The sequence below is a fragment of the Rhizobium lentis genome (genome assembly GCF_017352135.1).
GTDB lineage: Bacteria > Pseudomonadota > Alphaproteobacteria > Rhizobiales > Rhizobiaceae > Rhizobium > Rhizobium lentis.
This window is the reverse complement of record NZ_CP071454.1, coordinates 3,797,870-3,822,055: the sequence shown is the minus strand read 5'-3', so window position 1 is coordinate 3,822,055 and position 24,186 is coordinate 3,797,870. Positions and strand designations below refer to the sequence as shown.

At 60.4% G+C, this 24,186-nt stretch carries 26 protein-coding genes and 5 tRNA genes; 17 read left to right on the top strand and 14 right to left on the bottom strand.

Annotated features, from left to right (window positions below; all coding sequences use genetic code 11):
• The 3 genes from J0663_RS18475 to J0663_RS18470 are packed head-to-tail and all read left to right on the top strand — an operon-like array spanning window position 1 to window position 1,622.
• Window positions 1-348, top strand: a complete 348-nt coding sequence (locus tag J0663_RS18475) for an HNH endonuclease (RefSeq protein ID WP_207241833.1) — start codon at window positions 1-3, stop codon at window positions 346-348.
• Between the two features lie 60 nt (window positions 349-408).
• Complete coding sequence (locus J0663_RS31630) at window positions 409-534, top strand: hypothetical protein (RefSeq protein WP_259666760.1); 126 nt, start codon at window positions 409-411, stop codon at window positions 532-534.
• Window positions 534-1,622 (top strand): tyrosine-type recombinase/integrase, encoded by a 1,089-nt coding sequence (locus J0663_RS18470; RefSeq protein WP_207241832.1) that lies wholly within the window; start codon window positions 534-536, stop codon window positions 1,620-1,622. The genes J0663_RS31630 and J0663_RS18470 overlap by 1 nt, the downstream gene beginning before the upstream one ends.
• Before the next feature lie 8 nt (window positions 1,623-1,630).
• On the opposite strand, the gene J0663_RS18465 is transcribed toward J0663_RS18470, so the two are convergent.
• Together J0663_RS18465 and J0663_RS18460 are read right to left on the bottom strand one after the other, a co-directional pair.
• Window positions 1,631-1,707, bottom strand: a tRNA-Arg gene (locus tag J0663_RS18465).
• A gap of 57 nt (window positions 1,708-1,764) precedes the next feature.
• Entirely contained in the window at window positions 1,765-2,070 is a 306-nt protein-coding gene (locus J0663_RS18460) for an ETC complex I subunit (RefSeq protein WP_008526983.1), read from the bottom strand.
• Between the two features lie 616 nt (window positions 2,071-2,686).
• Between J0663_RS18460 and J0663_RS18455 the strand changes: the two genes are divergently transcribed.
• Window positions 2,687-2,763 (top strand) — tRNA-Pro (locus J0663_RS18455).
• Between the two features lie 63 nt (window positions 2,764-2,826).
• Here the strand turns inward: J0663_RS18455 and J0663_RS18450 are convergent.
• A complete protein-coding gene (locus J0663_RS18450) occupies window positions 2,827-3,312 on the bottom strand; it encodes a DUF192 domain-containing protein (RefSeq protein ID WP_207241831.1) in 486 nt (161 codons plus the stop codon).
• A gap of 1 nt (window position 3,313) precedes the next feature.
• Complete coding sequence (locus J0663_RS18445) at window positions 3,314-3,892, bottom strand: cold-shock protein (RefSeq protein WP_207241830.1); 579 nt, start codon at window positions 3,890-3,892, stop codon at window positions 3,314-3,316.
• Window positions 3,893-4,087: 195 nt separating this feature from the next.
• On the opposite strand from J0663_RS18445, the gene gloA reads away from it, so the two are divergent.
• The 5 genes from gloA (at window position 4,088) to J0663_RS18420 (ending at window position 6,442) form a co-directional block, all read left to right on the top strand.
• Window positions 4,088-4,528, top strand: a complete 441-nt coding sequence (gloA, locus tag J0663_RS18440; RefSeq protein WP_207241829.1) for a lactoylglutathione lyase — start codon at window positions 4,088-4,090, stop codon at window positions 4,526-4,528.
• Window positions 4,529-4,695: 167 nt separating this feature from the next.
• Entirely contained in the window at window positions 4,696-5,772 is a 1,077-nt protein-coding gene (locus J0663_RS18435; protein WP_207241828.1) for a YcbK family protein, read from the top strand.
• 196 nt (window positions 5,773-5,968) lie between these two features.
• Window positions 5,969-6,043, top strand: a tRNA-Glu gene (locus tag J0663_RS18430).
• 75 nt (window positions 6,044-6,118) lie between these two features.
• A tRNA-Glu gene (locus J0663_RS18425) sits at window positions 6,119-6,193 on the top strand.
• Window positions 6,194-6,367: 174 nt separating this feature from the next.
• A tRNA-Glu gene (locus J0663_RS18420) sits at window positions 6,368-6,442 on the top strand.
• A 47-nt stretch (window positions 6,443-6,489) separates the two neighbouring features.
• Here the strand turns inward: J0663_RS18420 and recJ are convergent.
• From recJ to J0663_RS18395, 5 genes are all read right to left on the bottom strand, one after another.
• The gene (gene recJ, locus J0663_RS18415; protein ID WP_207241827.1) at window positions 6,490-8,292 is read right to left on the bottom strand and encodes a single-stranded-DNA-specific exonuclease RecJ; all 1,803 of its coding nucleotides are present in this window, start codon (window positions 8,290-8,292) and stop codon (window positions 6,490-6,492) included.
• An 80-nt stretch (window positions 8,293-8,372) separates the two neighbouring features.
• Window positions 8,373-8,618 carry a hypothetical protein gene (locus J0663_RS18410; protein WP_207241826.1) on the bottom strand — a complete coding sequence of 82 codons (246 nt, stop codon included), beginning with the start codon at window positions 8,616-8,618 and terminating at the stop codon, window positions 8,373-8,375.
• Window positions 8,619-9,004: 386 nt separating this feature from the next.
• Entirely contained in the window at window positions 9,005-10,330 is a 1,326-nt protein-coding gene (locus J0663_RS18405; protein WP_207241825.1) for a homoserine dehydrogenase, read from the bottom strand.
• Window positions 10,331-10,390: 60 nt separating this feature from the next.
• Window positions 10,391-11,608 (bottom strand): LL-diaminopimelate aminotransferase, encoded by a 1,218-nt coding sequence (locus tag J0663_RS18400; RefSeq protein ID WP_207241824.1) that lies wholly within the window; start codon window positions 11,606-11,608, stop codon window positions 10,391-10,393.
• Window positions 11,609-11,828: 220 nt separating this feature from the next.
• Window positions 11,829-12,242, bottom strand: a complete 414-nt coding sequence (locus J0663_RS18395) for a hypothetical protein (RefSeq protein WP_207241823.1) — start codon at window positions 12,240-12,242, stop codon at window positions 11,829-11,831.
• Between the two features lie 146 nt (window positions 12,243-12,388).
• On the opposite strand from J0663_RS18395, the gene phaC reads away from it, so the two are divergent.
• Together phaC and J0663_RS18385 are read left to right on the top strand one after the other, a co-directional pair.
• The gene (phaC, locus tag J0663_RS18390; RefSeq protein WP_221119922.1) at window positions 12,389-14,248 is read left to right on the top strand and encodes a class I poly(R)-hydroxyalkanoic acid synthase; all 1,860 of its coding nucleotides are present in this window, start codon (window positions 12,389-12,391) and stop codon (window positions 14,246-14,248) included.
• Between the two features lie 208 nt (window positions 14,249-14,456).
• On the top strand, window positions 14,457-15,794 hold the full coding sequence (locus J0663_RS18385; RefSeq protein ID WP_207241822.1) for a DUF2778 domain-containing protein: 1,338 nt from the start codon (window positions 14,457-14,459) through the stop codon (window positions 15,792-15,794).
• A 29-nt stretch (window positions 15,795-15,823) separates the two neighbouring features.
• Here J0663_RS18385 and J0663_RS18380 read toward each other — a convergent pair whose 3' ends face one another.
• Window positions 15,824-16,981 carry a pyridoxal phosphate-dependent aminotransferase gene (locus tag J0663_RS18380; protein WP_207241821.1) on the bottom strand — a complete coding sequence of 386 codons (1,158 nt, stop codon included), beginning with the start codon at window positions 16,979-16,981 and terminating at the stop codon, window positions 15,824-15,826.
• A 203-nt stretch (window positions 16,982-17,184) separates the two neighbouring features.
• Between J0663_RS18380 and J0663_RS18375 the strand changes: the two genes are divergently transcribed.
• The 6 genes from J0663_RS18375 (at window position 17,185) to J0663_RS18350 (ending at window position 22,026) form a co-directional block, all read left to right on the top strand.
• On the top strand, window positions 17,185-17,943 hold the full coding sequence (locus J0663_RS18375; RefSeq protein ID WP_207241820.1) for a DsbA family protein: 759 nt from the start codon (window positions 17,185-17,187) through the stop codon (window positions 17,941-17,943).
• Between the two features lie 159 nt (window positions 17,944-18,102).
• Window positions 18,103-18,540: a type II 3-dehydroquinate dehydratase gene (gene aroQ, locus J0663_RS18370; RefSeq protein ID WP_207241819.1), complete on the top strand. Its 438-nt coding sequence runs from the start codon at window positions 18,103-18,105 to the stop codon at window positions 18,538-18,540.
• A 20-nt stretch (window positions 18,541-18,560) separates the two neighbouring features.
• A complete protein-coding gene (gene accB / locus J0663_RS18365) occupies window positions 18,561-19,037 on the top strand; it encodes an acetyl-CoA carboxylase biotin carboxyl carrier protein (RefSeq protein ID WP_207241818.1) in 477 nt (158 codons plus the stop codon).
• Window positions 19,038-19,047: 10 nt separating this feature from the next.
• Window positions 19,048-20,397, top strand: a complete 1,350-nt coding sequence (gene accC / locus J0663_RS18360) for an acetyl-CoA carboxylase biotin carboxylase subunit (RefSeq protein ID WP_207241817.1) — start codon at window positions 19,048-19,050, stop codon at window positions 20,395-20,397.
• Between the two features lie 7 nt (window positions 20,398-20,404).
• Window positions 20,405-21,019 carry a leucyl/phenylalanyl-tRNA--protein transferase gene (gene aat / locus J0663_RS18355; protein ID WP_207241816.1) on the top strand — a complete coding sequence of 205 codons (615 nt, stop codon included), beginning with the start codon at window positions 20,405-20,407 and terminating at the stop codon, window positions 21,017-21,019.
• A 77-nt stretch (window positions 21,020-21,096) separates the two neighbouring features.
• Window positions 21,097-22,026, top strand: coding sequence for a DUF2167 domain-containing protein (locus tag J0663_RS18350; RefSeq protein WP_207241815.1), 930 nt, complete (start codon window positions 21,097-21,099; stop codon window positions 22,024-22,026).
• 121 nt (window positions 22,027-22,147) lie between these two features.
• On the opposite strand, the gene J0663_RS18345 is transcribed toward J0663_RS18350, so the two are convergent.
• From J0663_RS18345 to J0663_RS18330, 4 genes are all read right to left on the bottom strand, one after another.
• A complete protein-coding gene (locus J0663_RS18345) occupies window positions 22,148-22,588 on the bottom strand; it encodes a DUF2155 domain-containing protein (protein ID WP_207241814.1) in 441 nt (146 codons plus the stop codon).
• 114 nt (window positions 22,589-22,702) lie between these two features.
• Window positions 22,703-23,101, bottom strand: a complete 399-nt coding sequence (locus J0663_RS18340; protein WP_207241813.1) for an NADH:ubiquinone oxidoreductase subunit NDUFA12 — start codon at window positions 23,099-23,101, stop codon at window positions 22,703-22,705.
• Window positions 23,102-23,204: 103 nt separating this feature from the next.
• Window positions 23,205-23,675 (bottom strand): GNAT family N-acetyltransferase, encoded by a 471-nt coding sequence (locus J0663_RS18335; RefSeq protein WP_207241812.1) that lies wholly within the window; start codon window positions 23,673-23,675, stop codon window positions 23,205-23,207.
• A 7-nt stretch (window positions 23,676-23,682) separates the two neighbouring features.
• Window positions 23,683-24,186, bottom strand: a complete 504-nt coding sequence (locus J0663_RS18330; RefSeq protein ID WP_207241811.1) for a GNAT family N-acetyltransferase — start codon at window positions 24,184-24,186, stop codon at window positions 23,683-23,685.

Sequence of the window (24,186 nt, the reverse complement as noted above, 5' to 3'; positions counted from 1 at the left end):
ATGCGGACCGTTGAAGAATGGATTGCCAAGCATGACGACGAGAAGGTGCCGCCGCGCGTCCGCCTTCGGGTGTTCGAAAGGTTTCGCGGCATCTGCCAGCTTTCCGACCGCAAGATCATGCCTGGCGACGAGTGGGACCTCGACCATATCAAGGCTATCTGGCGCGGCGGTGAGCATCGTGAAAGCAACCTCCATCCCGTCCTGCGCGAAAAGCACCGCGAGAAATCAGCCGCTGACCAGACCGAGCAGGCCAAGTGCGACAGGATCCGCAAGAAGCACCTGGGCATCTGGCCGAAGTCGCAAGCGCGCCTGAAGGGCCGCGGCTTCGCGAAAACAAGGGACGTGTGAGAGATGGGACGCCGAGCCGTAGCATTCACCGAGGACTCGGTTTCGCGGGCAATCCGCGCCGTGAAGAAGGCCGGCGTGGAGGTAAAAACAATCCGCGTCGAACCCAACGGCGCGGTTGTCATTAACGGGGAAATCGGGGAATTTACCGAAAAGCAGCTTGAAGAAAGCGCTGGCGGTTATCTCTGATGGAAGGCATGCCCCGCAAAAAGTACCCATACACGCTGCGCGAAGTCGATGGAAACGGCAATGTCCGTTGGTATTTCCGTGTCGGCAAGGGGAAGAGGACGCGCCTGAAGGGCGAATGGGGCTCGAAAGAATTCGTCGCCGACTATAAGCGGTGCATGGCCCAGGAAGACGCCGAGCCGGAACCGACCCGGCACACCCTGCAGTGGCTCGTCAACAAATATCAGGAAAGTGCAGCATTCAAGGGATTGAAGCCGTCAACGCGGCGCGCCCGCGCGAACGTGCTGAAGGCAGTTTGCAAGACAGGCGGCAAGATGATTCTGTCGAAGATCGACCGAGCCGCGATCGCAGCCGGTCGCGATCGCCGGGCCGACACGCCTTTTGCGGCGATCTCATATCTCAAGATCATGGGCTATCTCTTTGCCTATGCAGTTGATGCTGGCATCGTGAAGAACAACCCGGCCCGCGACGTGAAAATGCCGAAGGCGAAAACCGATGGCTTCAAGCCCTGGGAAGCGGCCGACGTCGAAAAGTTCTATGCCACTCACCCCGAAGGCTCGCAGGCGCGGCTCGCCATGGACATGCTGCTCTTCACCGGCCTTCGTCGGTCGGACATCTTCCGAATCGGCCCGCAGCACATCAAGGGTGACGTGATCGAGTATCGCGCCAGCAAAAATGACGAGTGGGTCTACATCCCGATGCACCCGGATCTGAAGGCGGTGCTAGAGGCAACGAAAACAGAGCACCTTGCCTACCTGGTCACGCCAGTTCACAGCCGGCCGTTCAAGAGCGCGGCCGCATTCGGGAACTGGTTTGGGGATATGTGCGCCGAGGCAGGAGTGGAAGGCCGAGCGCACGGCCTCAGGAAAACGCTCGCCCAGCTGCTTGCCGAAAGCGGCAACAGCAACAGCGAACTGAAGGCCCGCTTTGGCTGGCGAAGCGATTCCATGGCCAACCACTACACGCGCAAGGCCGACAAAAAGAGGCTAGCTATTTCGGGTGCAGCGAAACTGAACGAGAACAGCCTAACCCCTCAATCCAAACTCAATGAGGGGTTCGCGCCAGATTTGAATGTAAAAACAGATACTTAAAAATCAGGTGGCGACCCCTGCAGGAATCGAACCTGCGACAACCTGCTTAGAAGGCAGGTGCTCTATCCAGCTGAGCTAAGGGGCCGTCTGCTGGCCGCACCCAAGAAGCGCGACCGAATGCGGCATATGTGGACGAGAAACCTCAGTGCGTCCAGGGCTGCGTGCGGGTATAACGGAAATTATCCGGATAGGCCACGACCTGGCGGGCCGGATCCTTCGGCGCGATGACGCGGTATTCGATGCCGTTGCGCTGGGCATAGGCTTCGGCAAGCGCCTGCGTTTCGAAGGTGAGTTTTACCTGCTGGCGCATGTCGCCCGAGGAGGTGTAGCCCATGATCGGATCGATCTTGCGCGGCGACTCCTGATCGAATTCAAGCACCCAGAGATGGGTCTTGGCCTTGCCGGACTGCATGGCGGTCTTAGCAGGACGATAGATCTTGGCAGACATGACTGCGGCATCTCCGAATATGCGGGGACAGCCCCGTTTCTCATGATTTCAATCCCGTTGCCGGGGCCTTTGCTTCGTCGCTAGGGATAACGCGAAGAGATGAATTTTGCTTATCCGCGAATCCCCGTTTTTTCAAGACAAAAGGCGGAGCGCCTTCGGCAGACCCGGCAGCTGGGGACCTTCCGGCCCTGTGTCGCTCGACGACCAGTTTTAAATCCAAAGGATTGCGGGGCGATTGCGCAATATTACCAATTGTCTCATGTTGTGATCACAACCTGATTGCCGCATCCAGCCGGCAGCACTAGTTTGCGGCCTAATCGGTTTCAGTGGATTGCACGCATGATGAGACGTTCGGCAGAGTTCAATGCCATTGTGATAGGAGCCGGCATCACCGCTTTCTTCTATGTCGCTATCAGCTATGCCCAATATATCGGTTTGATCGCCCGCGGGTAAGCTGATCCACCCTGACGCCAATTGCGCCTCGCGGGCAAATTGACGGCCGATCGGGATTTTCCGGATTGCGTCCACAGGGCCTGGTGAGAAATCTCCGGCCACAGTTGGATTTATGGGTTGCGACGGCGAAGTGAACCGTGTATTCCCGCTGCCAATCACGGCACGGAGTGTAGCGCAGTCTGGTAGCGCATCTGGTTTGGGACCAGAGGGTCGGGAGTTCGAATCTCTCCACTCCGACCATTCAATTTCCTGATATCTTTAAATTTGTTGAAAGCCGCAGCGCAGTCGCGAGCTTGCGCGCCGTCATTTCGCCTTCGTCGTCGTGGCGCTCACGATCCTGTCGCCTAACTTGATTCCAAGCTTGGTGACGATGCCGGCATTGAGTTCGACGACGTATTTCACATCACCCATGGAATCGATGATGTCGCGCGAATAGGGCTTGGCGTTTTCCTTGATGTGACGGATCGTGCCAGTGTCATCGGCAAAAAGCATGTCGAGCGGCAGGATGGTGTTTTCCATCCACATGGCGACGCGCCGCGGCTCGCCGAAATCGAAGATCATGCCGGCGTCATCGGCCATTGACTTGCGAAACATCAGCCCGCGGGCGCGCTGGTCACTGGTCACGGCGACCTCGACGGTGAAATGCAGCACCCTGCCCGCAGCTGTCTGGATGAGCAGCGGCTCCTTGTCGAACCGTATCTCCTCCGCAGCGAAAGCCGGCATGGCGACCAAGAAAAAAAGCGCCATGATGGCGCTTCTGATCGCATGCAACAGGACGATGCCGCGCATGTCAGTGCGACCGGCTTGCCGGGCTCGGAACATCGGGATGGATCTCTGCGGCCATCAGGCCCTTTTCGCCGTCGCCGAAGCGGACGAGGACGACCTGGCCGGGGCGCAGTTCCGTCAGGCCGAAGCGGCGAAGCGTCTCCATATGCACGAAGATATCTTCCGTGCCCTCACCGCGCGTCAGGAAGCCGAAGCCCTTAGTGCGGTTGAACCACTTGACCAACGCCCGTTCAAGTCCGCTCGTCGCAGTGACCTGCACATGTGTGCGCACCGGCGGCAGCTGCGATGGATGAATCGCCGTCGACTGGTCCATCGAGAGGATCTTGAAAGCCTGGTAGCCGCGCTCGCGGCGCTGGATGAGGGCAACGATGCGCGTTCCCTCGAGGATCGTCTGGTAACCGTCGCGGCGCAGGCAGGTCACGTGCAGAAGAACATCCTGCATGCCATTGTCCGGCACGATGAAGCCGAAGCCCTTGGCAACGTCGAACCACTTGACGACACCGGTGATTTCAACAAGATCGACCGTCTCTGACGAGAGCTCGTCAAGAGCGGTGTATTCGTTAGATGAAATCCTATCAGCCATAGTCGCCAGCCCCTCGAATACGCGTCAAACTGTTACGGTTAACTGATTCTTGAAATCAAGATTAACATCTTGGTAACGGATAAGCGCAAGTCCTAGTTTTCGGTTATTCCCAGCTGCACATTTTATAATGATGACTTGCCCGAAGCTGACCACGGCTCGCCGAAAAGGGCCAGCCCCAATAAAGGAGTAGATAGAATGCGTTATCTCCACACGATGGTTCGCGTTAAAGACCTGGACGCTTCGCTTGCCTTTTATACCACCCTGTTCGGGCTGGAGGAGATTCGCCGCCACGAAAATGAGAAGGGCCGCTACACCCTGGTTTTCCTGGCCGCCCGCGACGATGTCGACCGTGCGCGCAGCGAAAAGGCTCCCTGCCTCGAGCTAACCTACAACTGGGATACGGAGGATTATAGCGGAGGACGCAATTTCGGCCACCTCGCCTATGAGGTCGACGACATCTATGCAACCTGCCAGAAGCTGATGGACAACGGCATCACCATCAACCGGCCGCCGCGCGACGGCAACATGGCCTTCGTGCGCTCGCCCGACGGTATATCGATCGAAATCCTGCAGAAGGGCAGCCCGCTTCCGGCCGCAGAACCCTGGGCCTCGATGGGCAATACCGGCGCCTGGTAAGAACTTTTCGCCGCAAGGCTTTTGCGAAGCTTGCGGCTTTTGCGATTTCGGGTCCGGCCGGCGCCTTGGCGCTTGCCGCGATCCGGCCCCGCAGGCAATCTCCCAGTGACTCGAAGCGGAAGATGGCGGTTTTCGCCCATTTTTCGCGTCAACCGGAGACTGACTGCTTGCATAAGATTGAGATGCGGATGCCCGTAACGGGCGCATTGCTGATCGCCACCTCGATGCTGGCGCTGTCGGGCTGCGTCTCGAACAAGAAGACGCTCGATTTCGCCGCAGCGGTCCCGGCGGCTCCGGCGACGGCAGTCGCAGCGCCGCAGCCTGTCGCGACATCGCCTGTGAACTCTGCCCCGCGCTCGGTCTATACCGACCCCCGGCTCGTCAATGTCTCCGGCGCCCAGGCCGCGCCACAGATCGTTGCAGGGGATCCCAATGCCGCCGTCCCACCGGCCGATCCGGCAACGGCGGCGCCAGCCAACATAGGCGGGCTCGTCATGCAGTCGACACGGATCAACGCGCAGGCGATGAGTATCTTCTCGGATCATCAGCCGCTGCCGCAGAACAACAGCACCTCCACTATCATCCAGCCGCAAGCCTATGCGCCGACGCAAGGCGTGGCGCCCGCACGAAGCAGCGTCTACAGCCAGCCGACCGTGCCCGCGCCACCGGCAACAACGGTGCTGCCGCAGCAATCTTCAGAAAATTCCGGCACGCAGCCCGCGCCCGTCCAAACCGCCTCGCTTGCGACGGGCGGTATCCCCTCTTCGACGACGAACGCGCTCTACAGCGCACCGAAGCAGAACCTGCTCGGCAGTCTTTCCGGCCTCCTGCACAAGGCGGCCCTGCCCGGAATGACGCGTGTCGCGCCGAACGGGTTGCATGTGCAGAACGATCATGTCGAGGTCGGCTGCTTCAAACCGGACCTGCTGAAAGTGATCAAGACGGTAGTAAACCATTTCGGACGGCCTGTGATCGTCACCTCGGGCTATCGCGACGAAGAACATAACCGGCTGGTCGGCGGCGCTGACGAATCGATGCACAAAAGCTGTGAGGCCGCGGACATTAAGATCGACGGCGTGTCCAAATGGGATATTGCCGCCTATATTCGCGCCTTGCCGGATCGCGGCGGCGTTGGCACCTATTGCCACACCGATTCGGTCCATCTCGATACGGGCAAGACCCGTGACTGGAACTGGGGCTGCGGCGGCAAACGCGCACCGGTGGCCACCGCAAGAGCCATCTGATATCGCAAGCACGAACCCCTGACGTAACGTCAGCTGAGTTTCACACGCTTCTGTGAAGCTCCGCAACCCATTGATTCGGCTGAATTAGTCCAGAACGCCGATGCCGCCGAAATATCTGTCATTTTTTTGAAAAAAATCGAATTTGCCGCTTGCGGGATTCAAAACGCCTGACTATAAGGGCGCCACCACGAAGGAAGCGCCCTTCGTCTATCGGTTAGGACACCAGATTTTCATTCTGGGAAGAGGGGTTCGACTCCCCTAGGGCGTGCCACTTTCTCCCGATCTAGAAGCCACCGCATCCGCTTGCAGAAGCGGGCCTGCGCTCCTATTTTAACGAGGTTGGCCTGCGCCCTTCGTCTATCGGTTAGGACGACAGATTCTCATTCTGTAAAGAGGGGTTCGACTCCCCTAGGGCGTACCAATGGGTTTGCGCCGTGCCGCCAACCCATCCACCGGTTCGATATTTCCCAGTACCCGCCTCGCGGCGCCATGTTTTTCCACAGCATAAAAAAATCGGCGAAAACTGTGATTTTTTCGCGCCTTGGCGCTTGCGGCTTTCCGAGGTGCTGACTATAAGGGCGCCACCACGAAGGAAGCGCCCTTCGTCTATCGGTTAGGACACCAGATTTTCATTCTGGGAAGAGGGGTTCGACTCCCCTAGGGCGTGCCACTTCTTCTCTCCAAATCCCATGTCTTTCAGATGCTTGCGCGGCAATTCTATTTCGCCGGCGCTGCATCGCAGACGCGCAGCTGGATGCGGCGTGCGCCCTGGTAATGATCGGCGCCGAGCGAGCCGGCGACATGGAGACTCGCGCCGCGCGAATTGAGCAGCAGACCGCCGAGGGCCGTATCGGCGGCGCGGAAGGCGATTCCATCGAGCCGCGATCCGTCCATCGCCTCCAGCGTTACCTTCACATGTTTCTCGCCGACAAGGCGCGCGTCACGCACGCGATGCGCCGGTACGGCAAAGACCGGCTGGGAGTGGCCTGAGCCGTAAGGTCCGGCAGCCTCCAGGCGATCAATGAGTTCGAGAGTGGCGCCGCTTGCGCCGATCGCGCCGTCGATCTTCAACGTCTCGTTGGCGACGAGGCTCGCCACCGTCCTTGCGGCCTTCTCGGTGAAGAAACTCCTCAGCCTGCCGAGATCGGCGCGCTCGACCGTCAGTCCGGCGGCCATGGCGTGACCGCCGCCCTTGACGAGGATGCCCTCATCGACTGCAGCCCGCACCATCCGGCCCATATCGAAGCCGTTGATGGAGCGGCCTGAGCCGGTGCCGCGGCCGGAGGGATCGAAGGCGATTGCGAAGGCGGGCCGCTTGAACTTCTCCTTCAGCCGCGCCGCAATCAGCCCGACGATGCCGGGATGCCACTTCTCATGGGCGGTGACGATGACGGAGGCACCCTCGCCGTCGCCATATTCGGCGAGCGCCTCGGCCTCCGCCTCCTGCAGCATCATGGCCTCCATCGCCTGACGCTCACGGTTGAGCTCGTCGAGGCGCTGCGCGATCACCTCCGCTTCACCGGCATCATCGAGCGTCAGCAGGCGGCTTCCGAGGGCGGCGTCGCCGATGCGTCCGCCGGCATTGATGCGCGGGCCGATCAGAAAGCCGAAATGATAAGGAGTAACTGGGCCGGCCAGCCCCGCCTTGCGGAACAGTGCAGCAAGCCCGGCATTGCTCTGGTGTCGGGCAGCGACCAGCCCCTTCACGACATAGGCGCGGTTGAGGCCCTTCAGCGGCACGACATCGCAGACCGTCGCAAGCGCCACAATGTCAAGCCATTGCAGGAGGTCGAGCGCCAGGATGCGTTTGTTGCCGGCCGCACGCAGCAGCCGCAACGTCGCGACCAGCACCATGAAAACGACGCCGGCTGCGCAAAGATGCCCCTGCCCTGAAAGATCGTCCTCGCGGTTGGGATTGACGAGCGCATGACAAGGCGGCAGCTCGTGTGTCACCTGGTGGTGATCGATGACCACGACATCGACACCGCGCGCGGCGGCGGCCGCAAGCGCCTCGTGACTGGTCGAGCCGCAATCGACGGTAACGATCAGCCTGGCGCCATTGTCGATCAGCTGGTTGATCGCAGCCGGATTGGGGCCATAACCTTCAAAGATGCGGTCGGGAATGTAAATGTTCGCCGTGACGCCGAAATGGCTGAGAAAGCGGAACATCAGCGACGAGGAGGCCGCGCCGTCGACGTCATAGTCGCCAAAAATCGCCACGCTCTCGCCGCGCTCGATCGCACTCACGAGGCGGGTTGCCGCCTTCTCGCAATCGGTCAGCGTGTGCGGATCGGGCATCAGGCTGCGGATCGTCGGATCGAGGAATTCGATCGCTTCGTCCACTGAGACACCGCGTCCAGCAAGAACGCGGGTGATCAGATCCGGCAGCCCGTGGATCTGCGACATGGCGAGCGCCCGGTTCTGACCGGCCTGGTCGAGCCTTGCAACCCAGCGATTATCGAGCACGGATTTCTCCACGCCCAGAAACGCACGCTGTACCGGATCGACGAGATCTGCCATGCCAAACTCCGCTGACTTCAGCTGTTCTTTCTACAGGAGCAGCGGAGATAACATAGCGATGGATTTGCAGACACGGATTTTTACCAGAAGACCAACCAGACGATCAGGGCGATGCCACCGATCTGCACCAACAGGAACGAAAATACCGTCAGCAGAATGGCCCAGTTGCGACCTTCCGTGTGTTCATCGTCAAGGCCCTGGTCATGGCTCTCGTCCCAAAGGTCACGGCGCACGGGCTTGAGGATATCTGCAAATATGTCAGGGCGGGCTGGCGGCACCTCGCGTGGGGAACCATGCTCCTTCCCGGCATGGCTGTCCTTGCTCATGGTATACTCCACCCGACGACTCACCATCTATGGTTTTATTTATATCAGTATTTCCGTATTTGGTAATATAGACTTCCGCACGGGGCCGAACGATTAACAGAAAAACCGGGGATTGTGGAGCAGGTGCTAATGAACGTTGCTGCTGATGCCCCTGACGGCTTTGATTGAGGCCCGGCGGGATATCCGCCACCTGCAGCCCCGCTTCCCAAGAGGCAGTTGCTTCACAACCTCTCCGTCCGGATTAAGAACAACGGTTGGACCCCATGATATGCGGCCGTCGCGTTCGCCTGCGACATCTGCCTTGGCGCTTGCCCCACAATACGGAAAAGCCGCCCTGCCGGAGACAGGGCGGAGACAGGCGGCTGATATTTCCCGGTGAGAAAGGCTTAAGCTTCTTCCTTCGGTCGTTCGATGCGAATGACCTGCGGCTCGCCGAAGAGATAACCTTCGGACTTGATCGAGGCGACGGCCTTGCGCACGGACTCCTCCATCGTCGCATGGGTGACGAGAATGATCGTCTGGTGATGCGACGGCGCCAGGTGCTGCTTGGAACGCTGGACGATCGATTCGAGCGAGATGTGGTTTTCGGCCATGCGGGTTGCGACGCTTGCAAAGACCCCGGTGCGGTCGAGCACGGTCAGGCGGATGAAATAGCCGCCCTCGTGGCTCTGCATCTGCGCCTTGCGGTAAGGCTCCAGCGCCTTTGCAGGGTGACCGAGGACCGGTACGCGCTGGGCGCCCGGCTGGCTCTTGGCGATATCGGCGATATCGCCAAGCACGGACGAGGCCGTCGCATTGCCGCCGGCGCCTGGGCCGACCATCAGCAGCTCGCCGAGCACATCGGATTCGATCGCCACCGCATTGGTGACGCCGTCGACCTGGGCGATCACCGAATCGACCGGCACCATGGTCGGGTGGACCCGCTGTTCTATGCCGGTCTCGGTGCGCTGGGCCACGCCCAACAGCTTGATGCGGTAACCGAGTTCGGCGGCTGCGTGAATATCCTCGATTGAGATATTGGTGATGCCTTCGAGGTAGATGTCGTCAGCCGCGATGCGATTGCCGAAGGCAAGCGTCGTCAGGATCGCGAGCTTGTGGGCTGTGTCATTGCCCTCGATGTCGAAGGCCGGATCAGCCTCGGCGTAACCCAGCCGCTGCGCTTCCTTGAGGCATTCGGCGAAGGCAAGCCCCTCCTTCTCCATCTTGGTCAGGATGTAATTACAGGTGCCGTTCATGATGCCGTAGATGCGCGAGACGGCATTGCCCGTCAGCGATTCGCGCAGCGCCTTGATGACCGGGATGCCGCCTGCGACCGCCGCCTCGAAATTTAAGAGTGAGCCCTTCTCCTCGGCGATCGTCGCAAGCTCGACGCCGTGATAGGCAAGCAGCGCCTTGTTGGCGGTCACCACATGGAGACCACGCTGGAGTGCCGTGCGCACAGAGATGTTGGCGGCCCCTCCAGCCCCGCCCATCAACTCGACGAAGACGTCGATATCGCCCTTTTCGGCAAGCTCTTCCGGCCGGTCGAACCAGGTCACACCGGAAAGATCGACTCCGCGGTCCCTCGACTTGTCACGCGCCGAGACCGCCGTGATGATGATCGGACGCCCGCAGGTGACGGCAAGTTCGTTGCTCTTCTGCTGAATGATGCGGACAAGCGAGGCGCCAACGGTGCCCAAGCCCGCAATGCCGATTTTGAGGGCATCTGCCATGGATCGATCCTGAATGTCTGAGTGGCGGCAGCCGCCGAACGCGGCTGCCGGAGAGTTGGATTAACGGTGGGCGTTCAGCGAAATGACGTTATGCATCGTCTCGTCCGCCGTCGACATGAACTTCTTGATGTTGCGCGCAGCCTGGCGGATGCGGTGTTCGTTCTCGACAAGCGCCAGACGAACGTAGTCGTCACCCATCTCGCCGAAGCCGATGCCCGGGGCAACGGCGACGTCGGCCTTCTCGACCAGCAGCTTGGAGAACTCAAGCGAACCGAGATGACGGAACTTTTCCGGGATCTTCGCCCAGGCGAACATGGTGGCCGCCGGCGGCGGCACGTCGAAGCCGGCTTTGCCGAAGCTTTCGACCATGACATCGCGCCGACGTTTATAGACGTTGCGGACTTCGGCAATGTCGGAACCGTCGCCGTTCAGCGCATGCGTCGCCGCCACCTGGATCGGCGTGAAGGCACCGTAGTCGAGATAGGATTTGACACGGGTCAGCGCGGCGATCAGCCGCTCGTTGCCGACGGCAAAGCCCATGCGCCAGCCGGGCATGGAGAAGGTCTTCGACATCGAGGTGAACTCGACGGTCACATCCATTGCACCTGGAACTTCGAGAACCGACGGCGGCGGAGCGCCATCGAAATAGATCTCCGAATAGGCAAGGTCGGAGAGCACGATGATGTCGTGCTTCTTGGCGAAAGCGACGACGTCCTTGTAGAAATCAAGCGTCGCGACAAAGGCTGTCGGGTTCGAGGGATAGTTGAGGATCAGCGCCAAGGGCTTCGGAATCGAATGGCGAACCGCGCGCTCAAGCGGCGGGAAGAAGGTCTCGTCCGGCTCCACCGACATCGAGCGGATCACGCCACCGGCCATCAGAAAGCCGAAAGCGTGGATCGGATAGGTGGGATTGGGGCAAAGGATCACGTCGCCGGGCGCGGTGATCGCCTGCGCCATGTTGGCGAAGCCTTCCTTGGAGCCCAAGGTGGCGACCACCTGCGTATCCGGGTTGAGCTTCACGCCGAAACGGCGGGCATAATAGGCGGCCTGGGCGCGGCGGAGCCCCGGTATGCCTTTGGAGGAGGAATAACGGTGCGTGCGCGGATCCTGCACGACCTCGCACAGCTTATCGACGATTGCCTGGGGAGTGGGAAGATCGGGGTTTCCCATGCCGAGATCGATGATATCGGCGCCGCCCGCTCGCGCGCTTGCTTTCAAACGGTTGACCTGTTCGAAAACATAAGGCGGCAAACGCCGGACTTTGTGAAACTCTTCCATTTCATTCCCCATGGAAAGGCGGCTTTCGGGCCGCGGTCGAAGTTCGTTCCGTCTTCCGGCGGCTGCGACACGAACTTCCCAATCGCAGCGCCGTATTCATCAGACCCAAGCCACGCGGCAAATCTTTGACGGAAGGCCGCACAACCACGCATTATCGGGAAAATTACGTCTTCCGATCCATCCGGAAGGCTTTGCGTCCAAATTGCCTGAAAGGCAAGGTTTATTTGGAGATTTCGGACAGCGTCTGCGCGCCGTGCTCGGCGGCGAGGCGGCGCATTTCGGTGACCTTGGCCTGATATTCGGCTTCCGATATCGCGCCGGCCTTGCGGCGGGCGGCAAGCGCGGTCAGCTGATGCTGCAGTTCGGCCGCCTGCTCGTCACTCATCTGGACATTGGCGGCCGTGAGCGGCGCGCCGAAATTCGGATAGCCGTCCGGCGACTTCGTCAGACCGCCTTCGACCGCCTCGCCCTTGGTTGCCGGCATGACGACGGCGGTCGGGGCCGCTCGCTTGGCGGCGGCGGCGGCCTTTTCCTCCGCCGTCAGATTGCATCCGGCAAGGGCCATCGCCGCCGCCGCGCAGATCAATGCGGTGCGGTTGAAGATTGCGATGCGCCGAATGCCGTTCTTGATCATGCCTCAAAATCCAGTTCTGATTGCTTCGACTGTTAAATTTGTCGCAGCCACAAAGCAATAGCACGAGCCGATGCGGGTGGAACTTGTTTTCTCGTTCGGTCACGATGTACAACAAACGGATAAAAAGAGTGCTGCCGCCGGAGGAAATGGTGACCGACAGCAAGCAGGAGAGTGGCGGCCAGAAAAATGGCGGCAAGACCGGTTTCGACGCAACCGATCTCGATCCTTATCTGTTGAAGGATCCCGAGGCCATGACGATGAATTTCGCCCGGGCCCTCGAAAATCTCGGGAAAGCCGCTTCTGCCTGGCTTGCTCCGCGCGAACGCGGCGAGATCACCGATAGCGCCGTTGATCCGATGACCGACATGGTCAAGACTCTCTCCAAGGTCACCGAATACTGGATTTCCGATCCACGTCGCACCTTTGAGGCGCAGACGCAGCTGATGTCCTCGTTCTTCGGCATCTGGATGCGCTCGATGCAGCGCATGCAAAGCGCGCAGGGCGAACCGGCGACAGCCGAGCCCGACACCCGCAAGGACAAGCGCTTTGCCGACGAGGACTGGCAGAAGAACCCGTTCTTCGATTTTCTGCGCCAGGTCTATTTCGTCACATCAGACTGGGCCGAGAAGATAGTGTCGGAGACCGATGGTCTCGACGAGCACACTAAACACAAGGCCGGCTTCTACGTGAAGCAGATCACGGCAGCGCTTTCGCCGACCAATTTCGTCGCCACCAATCCGCAACTTTACCGCGAGACGATCGCGACCAGCGGCGAAAACCTGGTGCGGGGGATGAAGATGCTGGCCGAGGACATTGCCGCCGGAAATGGCGATCTTCGCCTTCGCCAGACCGACATGACGAAATTTGCCGTCGGCCGCGACATGGCGCTGACGCCTGGCAAGGTAATCGCCCAGAACGACATCTGCCAGATCATCCAGTACGAGGCATCGACTGAGACCGTGTTGAAGCGGCCGCTGCTGATCTGCCCACCCTGGATCAATAAATTCTATATTCTCGACCTCAATCCGCAGAAATCCTTCATAAAGTGGTGCGTCGACCAGGGTCATAGCGTCTTCGTCATTTCCTGGGTCAACCCGGATGCGCGCCACGCCGACAAGGACTGGGCAGCCTATGCCCGCGAGGGCATCGATTTTGCGCTTGCGACGATCGAGAAGGCGACCGGCGAGAAGGAGGTCAATGCCGTCGGCTACTGCGTCGGCGGCACGCTGCTGGCGGCAACGCTGGCGTTGCATGCCAAGGAAAAGAACAAACGCATCAAGACCGCCACGCTCTTCACCACTCAGGTGGATTTCACCCATGCCGGCGACCTCAAGGTCTTCGTCGACGAGGAGCAGCTTGCGGCACTCGAGGAGCATATGCAGGCGGCCGGCTATCTCGACGGCTCGAAGATGTCGATGGCCTTCAACATGCTGCGCGCCTCCGAGCTGATCTGGCCCTATTTCGTCAACAGCTACCTCAAGGGCCAGGAGCCCCTGCCCTTCGACCTGTTGTTCTGGAACGCCGATTCGACCCGCATGGCGGCGGCAAACCACGCCTTCTACCTGCGCAACTGCTACCTCCGCAATGCGCTGACGCAGAACGAGATGATCCTCGACGGCAAACGCGTGTCGCTGAAGGACGTGAAAATCCCGATCTATAATCTCGCCACCCGCGAGGATCACATTGCCCCTGCCAAATCCGTTTTCCTCGGCAGCCAGTTCTTCGGCGGCAAGGTGGAGTTCGTCGTCACCGGTTCGGGACATATCGCCGGCGTCGTGAACCCGCCCGACAAGAAGAAATACCAATTCTGGACCGGCGGCCCGGCCAAGGGCGACTATGAGACCTGGCTGGAGCAGGCAACCGAGACGCCGGGGTCGTGGTGGCCGCATTGGCAAGCCTGGATCGAGACGCATGACGGCAGGCGCGTTGCGGCGCGCAAACCCGGCGGCGATGCCCTGAACGCGATCGAGGAAGCGCCGGGAAGTTATGTGATGGAACGCGCCTGAGACGCCGACGCGCATCTCTTTTTGAGACATCGCAAGAAACCGCGATATCGCGTAAACAAATTAGAAACCATAATTCGTCATCCTTGCGAAACAGTCGGAAGTCGCAGGCGGCCAAAATTCGGCCCTTTTGCGCCTTTACCGGCGCCCGGCGAAGTTCAGTCAGTCAGTGCCGCCGGCCTGCGTAGCGAGTTTGAAAGACGAGTGTAGTATGGCGTTTGCGGTAGGGACGTTGGATAACGTCGCCCCTCTTGGCGGATCTGCTTTGCGTTCACGCAGATCTCGCGGTTTTCTTTACGGTGTCGTCGGCGCCGGGCTTTTAACCTCAACATGGCTGATCGCGACCTTGGCGACCATGCATTCGGTGGCCGCGCCTTTTTCTCCACCTGGTAGCCTGACACAGATCGGGACCGCGCCGAAGCTGGCGCCGTCAACGCGCCATGAGCGGCTGATCCATGTCGGCAAGGCCGACCGGCTGGCCGCCTTCAACGCGAAGCCGAAAATGCCGCTGACAGCAAGCCTCATCCAGTCCCACGCCGAGAAGACTGCCGCCGCCGCAACCGCATTGGCGGCTCTTACAAGAAACACTCGGCTCACCACGGCTGCCGAGCAACCGGTCGTTGTCGCGATCTCGGACAGCGTCAAGTTTCGCAAGGATGATGCGATAGCATCCCCGCCGGTTGAGCTCGCCTCGGCAGAGATAGAAGAAGAGGACGGTGACCGCATCATCGTTCCGTCGAAGGAAGCCGTCGCCGCGGCCGAACTCCCGGCGATGCTCGCACTTGCCGACGCTGGCCCCCGGCAGATCGCGCCCGCCCCGGTCGAGCCGATCGCGCCTCCTGTCCGGACCGCCTCAATTCCTGCAGCAGAATCCGCACCGGTCGTCGTCGCAGCAGCGGAAGATCAACCCTTCGATCTCGTCCTGTCGCCGGATGCCGCTTCTGTGCCGTTGCCGATGGCGCGTCCAGACGGCCTGATCGGCAAACCGGCACCGGCCGCCAAGGGTTCGCAGCGCTCCGCCGAACCCGTTCTTGCCTATGCCAAGCCGAACTCGCCGATCCAGGACGACGAGGACGACGCGGTGCCGCGCTACGACAAGCCGCTTTTCTCGCCGAAGCTGCGTGCGGGTGTTGCGATCTACGACATCGAAAACAGCACCGTCTACCTGCCCAACGGCGAACGGCTGGAGGCCCATTCCGGTCTCGGCAAGATGCGCGACAAGCCGCGTTTCGCAAACCAGAAAATGCGCGGGCCGACGCCGCCGCATACCTATGTCCTCACCATGCGCGAGGCTCTTTTCCACGGCGTCGAAGCCCTGCGCTTGACGCCGGTCGAAGGCTCGGATGCCATCTATGACCGCGTCGGTCTGCTTGCCCATACCTATATGCTCGGCAAGAACGGCGATTCCAACGGCTGCGTCTCCTTCAAGGATTACAAGCGCTTCCTGGCCGCCTACAAACGCGGCGAAATCAAGCAGCTTGTGGTCGTGCCACGGCTGAGCAACAAGCCGGCTTCGACGCTAGCCTCGCTGTTTTCATCGCGCAGCTGATGGATGAGGGCAAGAAGCGGCTTGCCCCGCTACTTCAGCCAGGCTGCGATCCGCTCCACCGCCTCGGCGATTTCCACCTGCGAGCCTGCATAGGACAAACGCAGGCTGCGGTGGCCCTCCAGCGGGTCAAAATCCAGGCCCGGTGTTGCGGCGACATTGATTTCGGCAAGCATGCGTTTGGCAAAGCCCATGCTGTCATTGGTGAAGCGGGAAACATCGACATAGGCATAGAAGGCGCCGTCCATCGGCGAAGCGGGCGCCAGGCCGATCTTTGGCAGACGGTCGAGCAGCAATTGCCGATTTGCTGCATAACTCGCTTTGACCTGATCGAGCTCTTCGCTTGCGCCAAGTGCCGCCACCGCTGCGATCTGGGAGAGTTCGGGCGGGGAGATATAGAGGCTCTGCGCCACCCGCTCGATCGGCCGTACCAGGCGCTCGGGGAGCACCATCCAGCCGATCCGCCAGCCGGTCATGCAATAATATTTGGAGAAGGAATTGATGACGATCGCCTCGTCGGTCAGTTCCAGCGCGCTCGCCTCCTCGCCGGCAAAGGTCAGCCCGTGGTAGATTTCATCCGAGATGAAGGCGATGGAATGGGCCGCGCAATAATCGGCGAGCGCCTTCAGTCCATCGCGGCCGGTCACCGTGCCCGTGGGGTTGGCGGGGCTTGCGAGCAGCACGCCCTTCAGCCTCACGCCGCTTTCCTTCTGCGCCGCCTCAAGGCTCTCGGGGGTCAGGGTAAAATGGGTCTCCGCCGTGACCGGCACCTCGACAACCTTCAGACCCAGCGCACCCATGATATTGCGATAGGCGGGGTAGCCGGGCCTGGCAATCGCCACGGCATCACCGGCATCGAAGAGCGACAGGAAGGCAAGGTTGAAGCCGGCCGAGGAACCGGTGGTGATGGCAATCCGCGCGGGGTCGATTTCCAGACCGCGGCGATCCTTATAGTGCCAGGCAAGCGCGGATCTGAGCCGCGCCGTTCCCAGCGCATCGGTGTAACCGATTCGGCCTTCGGCAAGGGCTGCGCGCGCTGCATCGAGAGCGGCCCGAGGCGCGGGGTGCGAGGGTTGACCGACCGCCATCGAAATGACGGGATGGCCGCTCGCGCGCCGTTTCGTCGCTTCAGCCAGCACGTCCATGGCATGAAAGGGCTCGACTTCACTGCGTTTCGATATGGAAAACAAGATCGCTTCTCGCTCGGCTTCTTCGATGATGGCCAGACAATTGCCGCATTAATCGGCTCATCACAATCCCGAGAGGCTCGCCCTGGGACGAAAATTCCTGTTTGAGCAGAACCCGACGCGCCGTACCTTGACGCGACGCGTTCAAGTCCATAACCCGGCGACGGTCTCTCGACCAGGATCACATCGCCGATGACGAGGATATCATGGCCTTCTTCTCGAAAAGCTTCACCGCACTGGCGCTTGCCGCATCGATCGCGCTCCCGTTTCCGGCGGCAGCGCTCGATGATCAGCAGAAGAAGGAGTTTGGTGAATTCATCAAGCAATATCTGATCGAAAACCCCGAGATCATGCTTGAAGTCCAGGATGCGCTGCAGAAGAAGCAGGAAGCCGCACGGCTGGTGAAGGCGAATATGGCGATCGAAGAGAACACGGCCGATATCTTCTCCTCGAAGAACGACGTTACGCTTGGCAATCCCAAGGGCGACGTCACCGTCGTCGAATTCTTCGATTATAACTGCAGCTACTGCCGTCACGCCCTTCCCGACATGCAGGCGATGCTGAAGAAGGACAAGAACGTTCGCTTCGTACTCAAGGAATTCCCGATCCTCGGCCCGGACTCGGTCGCCGCCCACAAAGTGGCCGACGCCTTCCGCAGGCTGGCGCCCGAGAAATATGCCGATTTCCATGTTGCGCTTCTCGGACACGCTGGCCGCGCCTCGGACGAAACGGCGATGGCCGTCGCCGCCTCGCTTGGCGTCAGCGAAGACAAGATTCGTGCCGAGATGGCAAAGAGCCCGAATGACGGAATCGTTCAGGCGACCTACCAGCTCGCCTCCAGCCTCGGCATCAGCGGCACGCCCTCCTATGTGATCGGCAACGAACTGGTACCGGGTGCCGTCGGGCTCGATGACCTCGAAGCCAAGGTCAAGAACATGCGCAGCTGCGGCAAGACTGCCTGCTGACGAAAGACGCCGATCGGGGCACTCATCAAATCGCCAGAATCGAAGCGTTTCAGCCATGTGGACAATTGTGGCACGATTCCTGCCGGCCAATCCGTAAGGGCTTTCAATCAGCCGTCGCGGAGTCTATAGGTTGCCGTCGTGGATTTAACGGAACATTCGATGACGCAAACGATTTTTGTCCTGAACGGCCCAAACCTGAACATGCTGGGCAAACGAGAGCCCGGCATTTATGGCGGAAAGACTCTCAAGGACATCGAAGCGGACTGCAAGGCAGCCGGGCGCGAACTCGGCTTTGATATCGATTTCCGCCAGAGCAATCACGAGGGCGTGCTCGTCGACTGGTTCCATGAGGCCGACGAAAAGGCCGCCGGCGTTGCCATCAATGCAGGCGCCTATACGCATACATCGGTCGCGCTGCATGACGCGATCCGCGCCATTTCCATTCCCGTCATCGAGCTTCACATCTCCAACGTTCATGCACGGGAAGAATTCCGCCACAAGTCGATGATCGCGCCGGCATGCAAGGGCGTGATTTGCGGCTTCGGGCCTTACAGCTACATCCTGGCGCTGCATGCGCTGAAGAACATCACGGCATAAGAAGAAGACAGGGCAACACCATGGCTGAAAAGAAATCGGGTATCGATCAGGCACTGATCCGCGATCTCGCCAACATCCTCAACGAGACGGATCTGACGGAGATCGAGGTCGAGCAGGACGACTTGCGCATCCGCGTTTCGCGCGGCGGAGGCACGCCGCAATACGTCCAGGCTCCGATCGCAGCACCGGCCTTCGCCGCTCCGGCGGCCGCCGCTGCTCCGGCAGCAGCCGCTGCCGCGCCCGCAGCACCCGGCCGCAACCCGGCGAATGTCGTCAACGCACCGATGGTCGGCACCGTCTATATGGCACCGGCTCCGGGCGCACGTCCCTTCATCGAGATCGGCGCCACCGTCAAGGAAGGCCAGACGCTCATCATCATCGAAGCGATGAAGACGATGAACCAGATTCCGTCGCCGAAGTCAGGCAAAGTCACCGAGATCCTCGTCGATGACGGACATCCCGTCGAATACGGCCAAGCCCTCGTCGTCATCGAATAGGCCCAAGCCCATGATTTCGAAAATCCTCATCGCCAATCGCGGGGAAATCGCCCTTCGGGTCCTTCGGGCCTGCAAAGAGCTCGGCATTGCCTGCGTCGTGGTGCACTCCACCGCCGACGCCGATGCCATGCATGTGCGCCTTGCCGACGAGAGCGTCTGCATCGGCCCGCCCTCCTCGCGCGAGAGCTATCTCAATATTCATCAGATCGTCGCCGCCTGCGAGATCACCGGCGCCGACGCCGTACATCCGGGCTACGGCTTCCTCTCTGAGAATGCCAAGTTCGCCGATATCCTCGAAGCCCACGGCATCACCTTTATCGGGCCAACGGCGGACCACATCCGCATCATGGGCGACAAGATCACCGCCAAGACGACGGCGCTGGAACTCGGCATTCCCGTCGTCCCAGGCTCGGACGGCGAAGTGAAGACCGAAGAGGATGCGCTGCGGACAGCTGCCGAAATCGGCTATCCCGTGCTGATCAAGGCGACGGCCGGCGGCGGCGGCCGTGGCATGAAGGTTGCCAGAAGCGAGGCCGACCTGATCGAGGCCTGGTCGACGGCGCGCACGGAAGCGGCAGCCGCCTTCGGCAACGATGCCGTCTATATGGAAAAATACCTCGGCAAGCCGCGCCATATCGAAATCCAGGTGTTCGGCGACGGCGAAGGCAATGCCATCCACCTCGGCGAACGCGACTGCTCGCTGCAGCGGCGCCATCAGAAGGTCTGGGAAGAGGCGAATTCGCCGGCGCTCAATGTCGAGCAGCGCATGAAGATCGGCCAGATCTGCGCCGACGCCATGAAGAAGCTGAAATATCGCGGCGCCGGCACGATCGAATTCCTCTACGAGAACGGCGAATTCTATTTCATCGAAATGAACACCCGCCTGCAGGTGGAGCATCCGATCACCGAAGCGATAACCGGTATCGATCTCGTGCACGAGCAGATCCGCGTCGCCTCCGGCGGCGGTCTCTCGGTGACGCAGGATGAGATCCATTTTTCCGGCCACGCCATCGAGTGCCGCATCAATGCCGAGGACGCGCGCACGTTCGTGCCCTCGCCCGGCACGATCACGCATTTCCACGCGCCAGGCGGGCTCGGGGTGCGCATCGATTCGGGCGCCTATCAGGGCTACAAGATCCCACCCTATTACGACAGTCTCATCGGCAAGCTGATCGTGCACGGCCGCACCCGCGTCGAATGCATGATGCGCCTGCGCCGCGCGCTCGACGAATTCGTGGTCGACGGCATCAAGACGACGCTGCCGCTGTTCCAGGATCTCGTCTCCAACCAGGACATCGCCAACGGCGACTACGACATCCACTGGCTGGAGCACTATCTGGCCAACACACCGGCGGCGTAGGACAGGAATGGGAGGCTCGCGCAGGAAGTCACCAGGCATCACTCCTGACATCCTCCTGCGCGCCTATTCGATCGGCCTCTTTCCGATGGCCGAATCTGCCGACGACCCGGAGATCTTCTGGGTCGAGCCGGAATTGCGCGGTGTGCTGCCGCTCGATGATTTCCACATATCAAAAAGCCTCGCCAAAACGATTCGCAGGAAACCCTTCGATATCCGGTTCGATCACGCCTTCGGTGAGGTGATCGCAGCTTGCGCGGAGGAAACATCCGGACGTCCCAGCACCTGGATCAACCAGACGATCCGATCGCTCTATTCGACGCTCTTCGAAATCGGTCATGCCCATACCGTCGAAGCCTGGGACGGCGACACCCTTGTCGGCGGCCTCTACGGGGTTTCACTCGGCTCGGCCTTTTTCGGCGAAAGCATGTTTTCGCGCCGGCGGGACGCCTCGAAAATCTGCCTCGTGCATCTGGTCCGCCGGCTGCAGGAAAAGGGCTTCACCCTGCTCGACACGCAATTCACCACCGAGCATCTGAAGACGTTCGGAGCGGTCGACGTTTCGAAGGCAGATTATGCGGCGCTGCTTGCCGCCGCGATGGAATCGCCACACCTCAAGTTTTAAACGGGCTCGTTTCCCACTCCCGTTGATTTTTCCGACCGATTTGAATAGGGGTCGAAAATACAACGGGGGATAGAATTTTGAAGCAATATTTTGCCGCGGCGATGCTTTTCGCCTTGTTTACGGCTTATGCGGACGCACGCCCTTACCAGGAAATGTTTGCGAACCGGACCGATTTTTCCGAGGCGGAAAAGCCATTGCTGGAGAAGCTCGATTTTCAGCAGGGCGCGATCAAGCTGCCTGAAGCCAAGGCAACACTCAACGTGCCCGCCGACTTCTACTATCTCAATCCTGCCGATACGAAGAAAGTGCTCGTCGACATCTGGGGAAATCCAGCGGAAACAGCAGAAGGGACGCTCGGCATGATTTTCCCGGCGAGGTATGCGCCGACCGATGAGGAATCCTGGGGTTCCGTCGTGGGATACAGTGCCGACGGCTACGTCTCGGACGCCGACGCCGCCACGACGGATTACGACGAACTGTTGCAGAGCATCAAGGATTCGATCAGGGAAAGTAACGTCGAACGCCAGAAGCAGGGTTTCGAGAAGATCACGCTGGTCGGCTGGGCTTCGCCTCCGCATTACGACAAATCTGCGCATGCATTGCATTGGGCCCGCGACCTGACGTTCGGTGACGATCCGAAGGTGCCGCACACGCTGAACTATTCCGTGCGCGTGTTCGGCCGCGAAGGCGTTTTCCAATTCAACTTCGTTGCGGGGCTCGAGCAGCTGAACGAGATCAAGGACGCCATTTCGACCGTCACCCAGCTCGTGCAGTTCGACAAGGGAGTGGCCTATGCCGACTATGTTGAAGGCGACAAGATCGCCGCTTATGGTATGGCGGGAATGATCGCTGCCGGCGCAGGCGCCAAGGTTGCTACGAAAGTCGGGCTGCTGGCCCTAGCCCTTGCCTTCTTCAAGAAGGCCGGCATCCTCGTCGTTGTTGCGCTCGCGGGCGGGCTCCGCCTCGCCAAGGGCCTCTTCAAAAGGAACAAAACACCCACCGCATAACCGCGCCGTGCGCCCGCCAAAACGGAACCCAGCCAAGCCAAGGCGCGTCGCATCTTTCGAGTGTGCGCCGCGCTTCCAATATTGGCTGAATGCATTCCCCGCGTGACCCTCGGGGGACATGCTAGCGGGCGGGCGCCTTGGCCTTATCGGGCGCCGGGACGTCCGAGGTGGTCTTGCACTCCTTCAGCCAAACGTCATAGATCGGGTGTTCGACGGCATTGAGACCGGGGCTGTCGGCGAACATCCAACCGGTGAAGATGCGGCGGATCTTGCGGTCGAGGGTGATCTCGTCGACCTCGACGAAACCGTCGATCTTCTGCGCTTCGGCCTGATCGCGTGAATAGCAGGCCTTCGGCGTCACCTGCAGCGCGCCGAATTGCACCGTCTCGTTGACATAAACGTCGAAAGTGGTGATACGCCCGGTGATCTTGTCAAGGCCGGAGAAGACGGCAACCGGATTCTCGATGCGTGCGGCATGCGCCGCAACCGGTGGAAGCAGAGCCAAGAGCGCCAGCAGCGATCCGGCGCCACGCAGGACCATGTTCCGCGTGAAGAGCTTCATGTGTACCCGTCTCCAGACATTTTCAGTTCACGGCCGCGGTCAAGCACGGCCAACCTGCGGGTAAAGGTCAATTGTGGCCAAAAGCCGGGCTTGGGATCACCCGGTTAAGCCGTCTCAGTTGCCAGGCGTCCAGGCGTCGTAATCGCCGGTGACGCGCGGCCGCTCGCCCGGAACCGCGAGTGAGCCCGGCGGACGGTAAGCCTGCGGAGAACCAGTGAAGTTCGGCCGATGCGCCTTCTGCCATTCCTTGGCGACGTAGTTTTCCTTGGAGGGCGGAACATCAGTGCGATGATGCATCCAGCCGTGCCAGCCCGGAGGGATGGCGGAGGCTTCGGCATAACCTTTGTAGATCACCCAACGCTTCGGCAGACCGTAGGAAGACATGCCGCCTTCGTAATAGACGTTGCCGAATTCATCCTCGCCGACGCGCTTGCCGAAACGCCAGGTCGCAAAACGCGTGCCTATCGTCTGACTGTTCCACCAGGTAAAGATTTGAACCAGAAGATTCCACATGTCTTTTCCTTGTGCCCGCCGAATGCGAGCCAAACCAGAATTCGTTTTCCCGCTTATGCCGTCGCCAAGCCGAATTGTCCAGCGATTCCACGAGAGGCAAGGGTCATTTCAGGGCCATCTTGAAGCCCAGATGCGAGGCTTTGAAGCCAAGCCTTTCATAGAAACGGTGGGCATCCTTGCGTATTGCATTCGAGGTCAATTGAACAAGACGCGCACCGCGGCCTTTTGCCTCGGTGATGGCGAACTCGATCATTGCGTTACCGATCCCCTGCCCGCGCATGTCGGCACGCGTCTGCACCGCCTCGATGATCATCGCGGAGGCGCCGCGACCGGTTAGAGAGGTCGTCAGCATCGTCTGAAATGTGCCGACCACTTCGCCACGGCGCTCGGCGACGTAGAGCGTCTGGTCGGGCGACGCCTCGATGACGGCGAAAGCCCTGGCATAATCGGAAAAAGCCTCGGCATCCGTCGTATCGCCGTGACCGCCGAGCGCGTCGGCGGCAAACAGCGCCACAAGCGCCGGCAGATCCTCCTCGCACGCTTCGCGAATGAGAATATCGGGCAAGTCGATCATCACGATCTCAATGGCCTTCGAGCGCTTTCTCGAAAATCAGCGCCGGAATGCCGGATTGTCCAGGCGCTCTGTTCTCATTGCGGCCGACCTCGGTGAAGCCGTGCGCCCGGTAGAAGGCAATTGCCGCCGCGTTTCGCGGTTCGACTTCGAGACGCATGATTTCCGCATCCGGGAAGCAGGTTTCGAGCTCGGCGAAAATATCCCGGCCGATACCCTGGCGCTGGAGCGCCGGGCTGACATAGAGCAGATGCAGCATGACGGTCTTCGTCAGCTCCTTCGACATAACCGCATAGCCCATGCCGCCGATGTTGCGGCCGTCATCGGCGACGAGGAACTCGGCGTCCTTGCGCTGAAGGCGCGCCTTCAGCGCCGGCGGCGACAACAGATGGGCGATCAGCTCATCCACCCTGGCTTTGCCATGAAGATCGTCATAGGTGGCGTGAAAGCTCTCCACCAGAAGGGCGCGCACCTTCTCCAGGTCGCGCTCTGCGGCGGTGCGGACGAAATACAC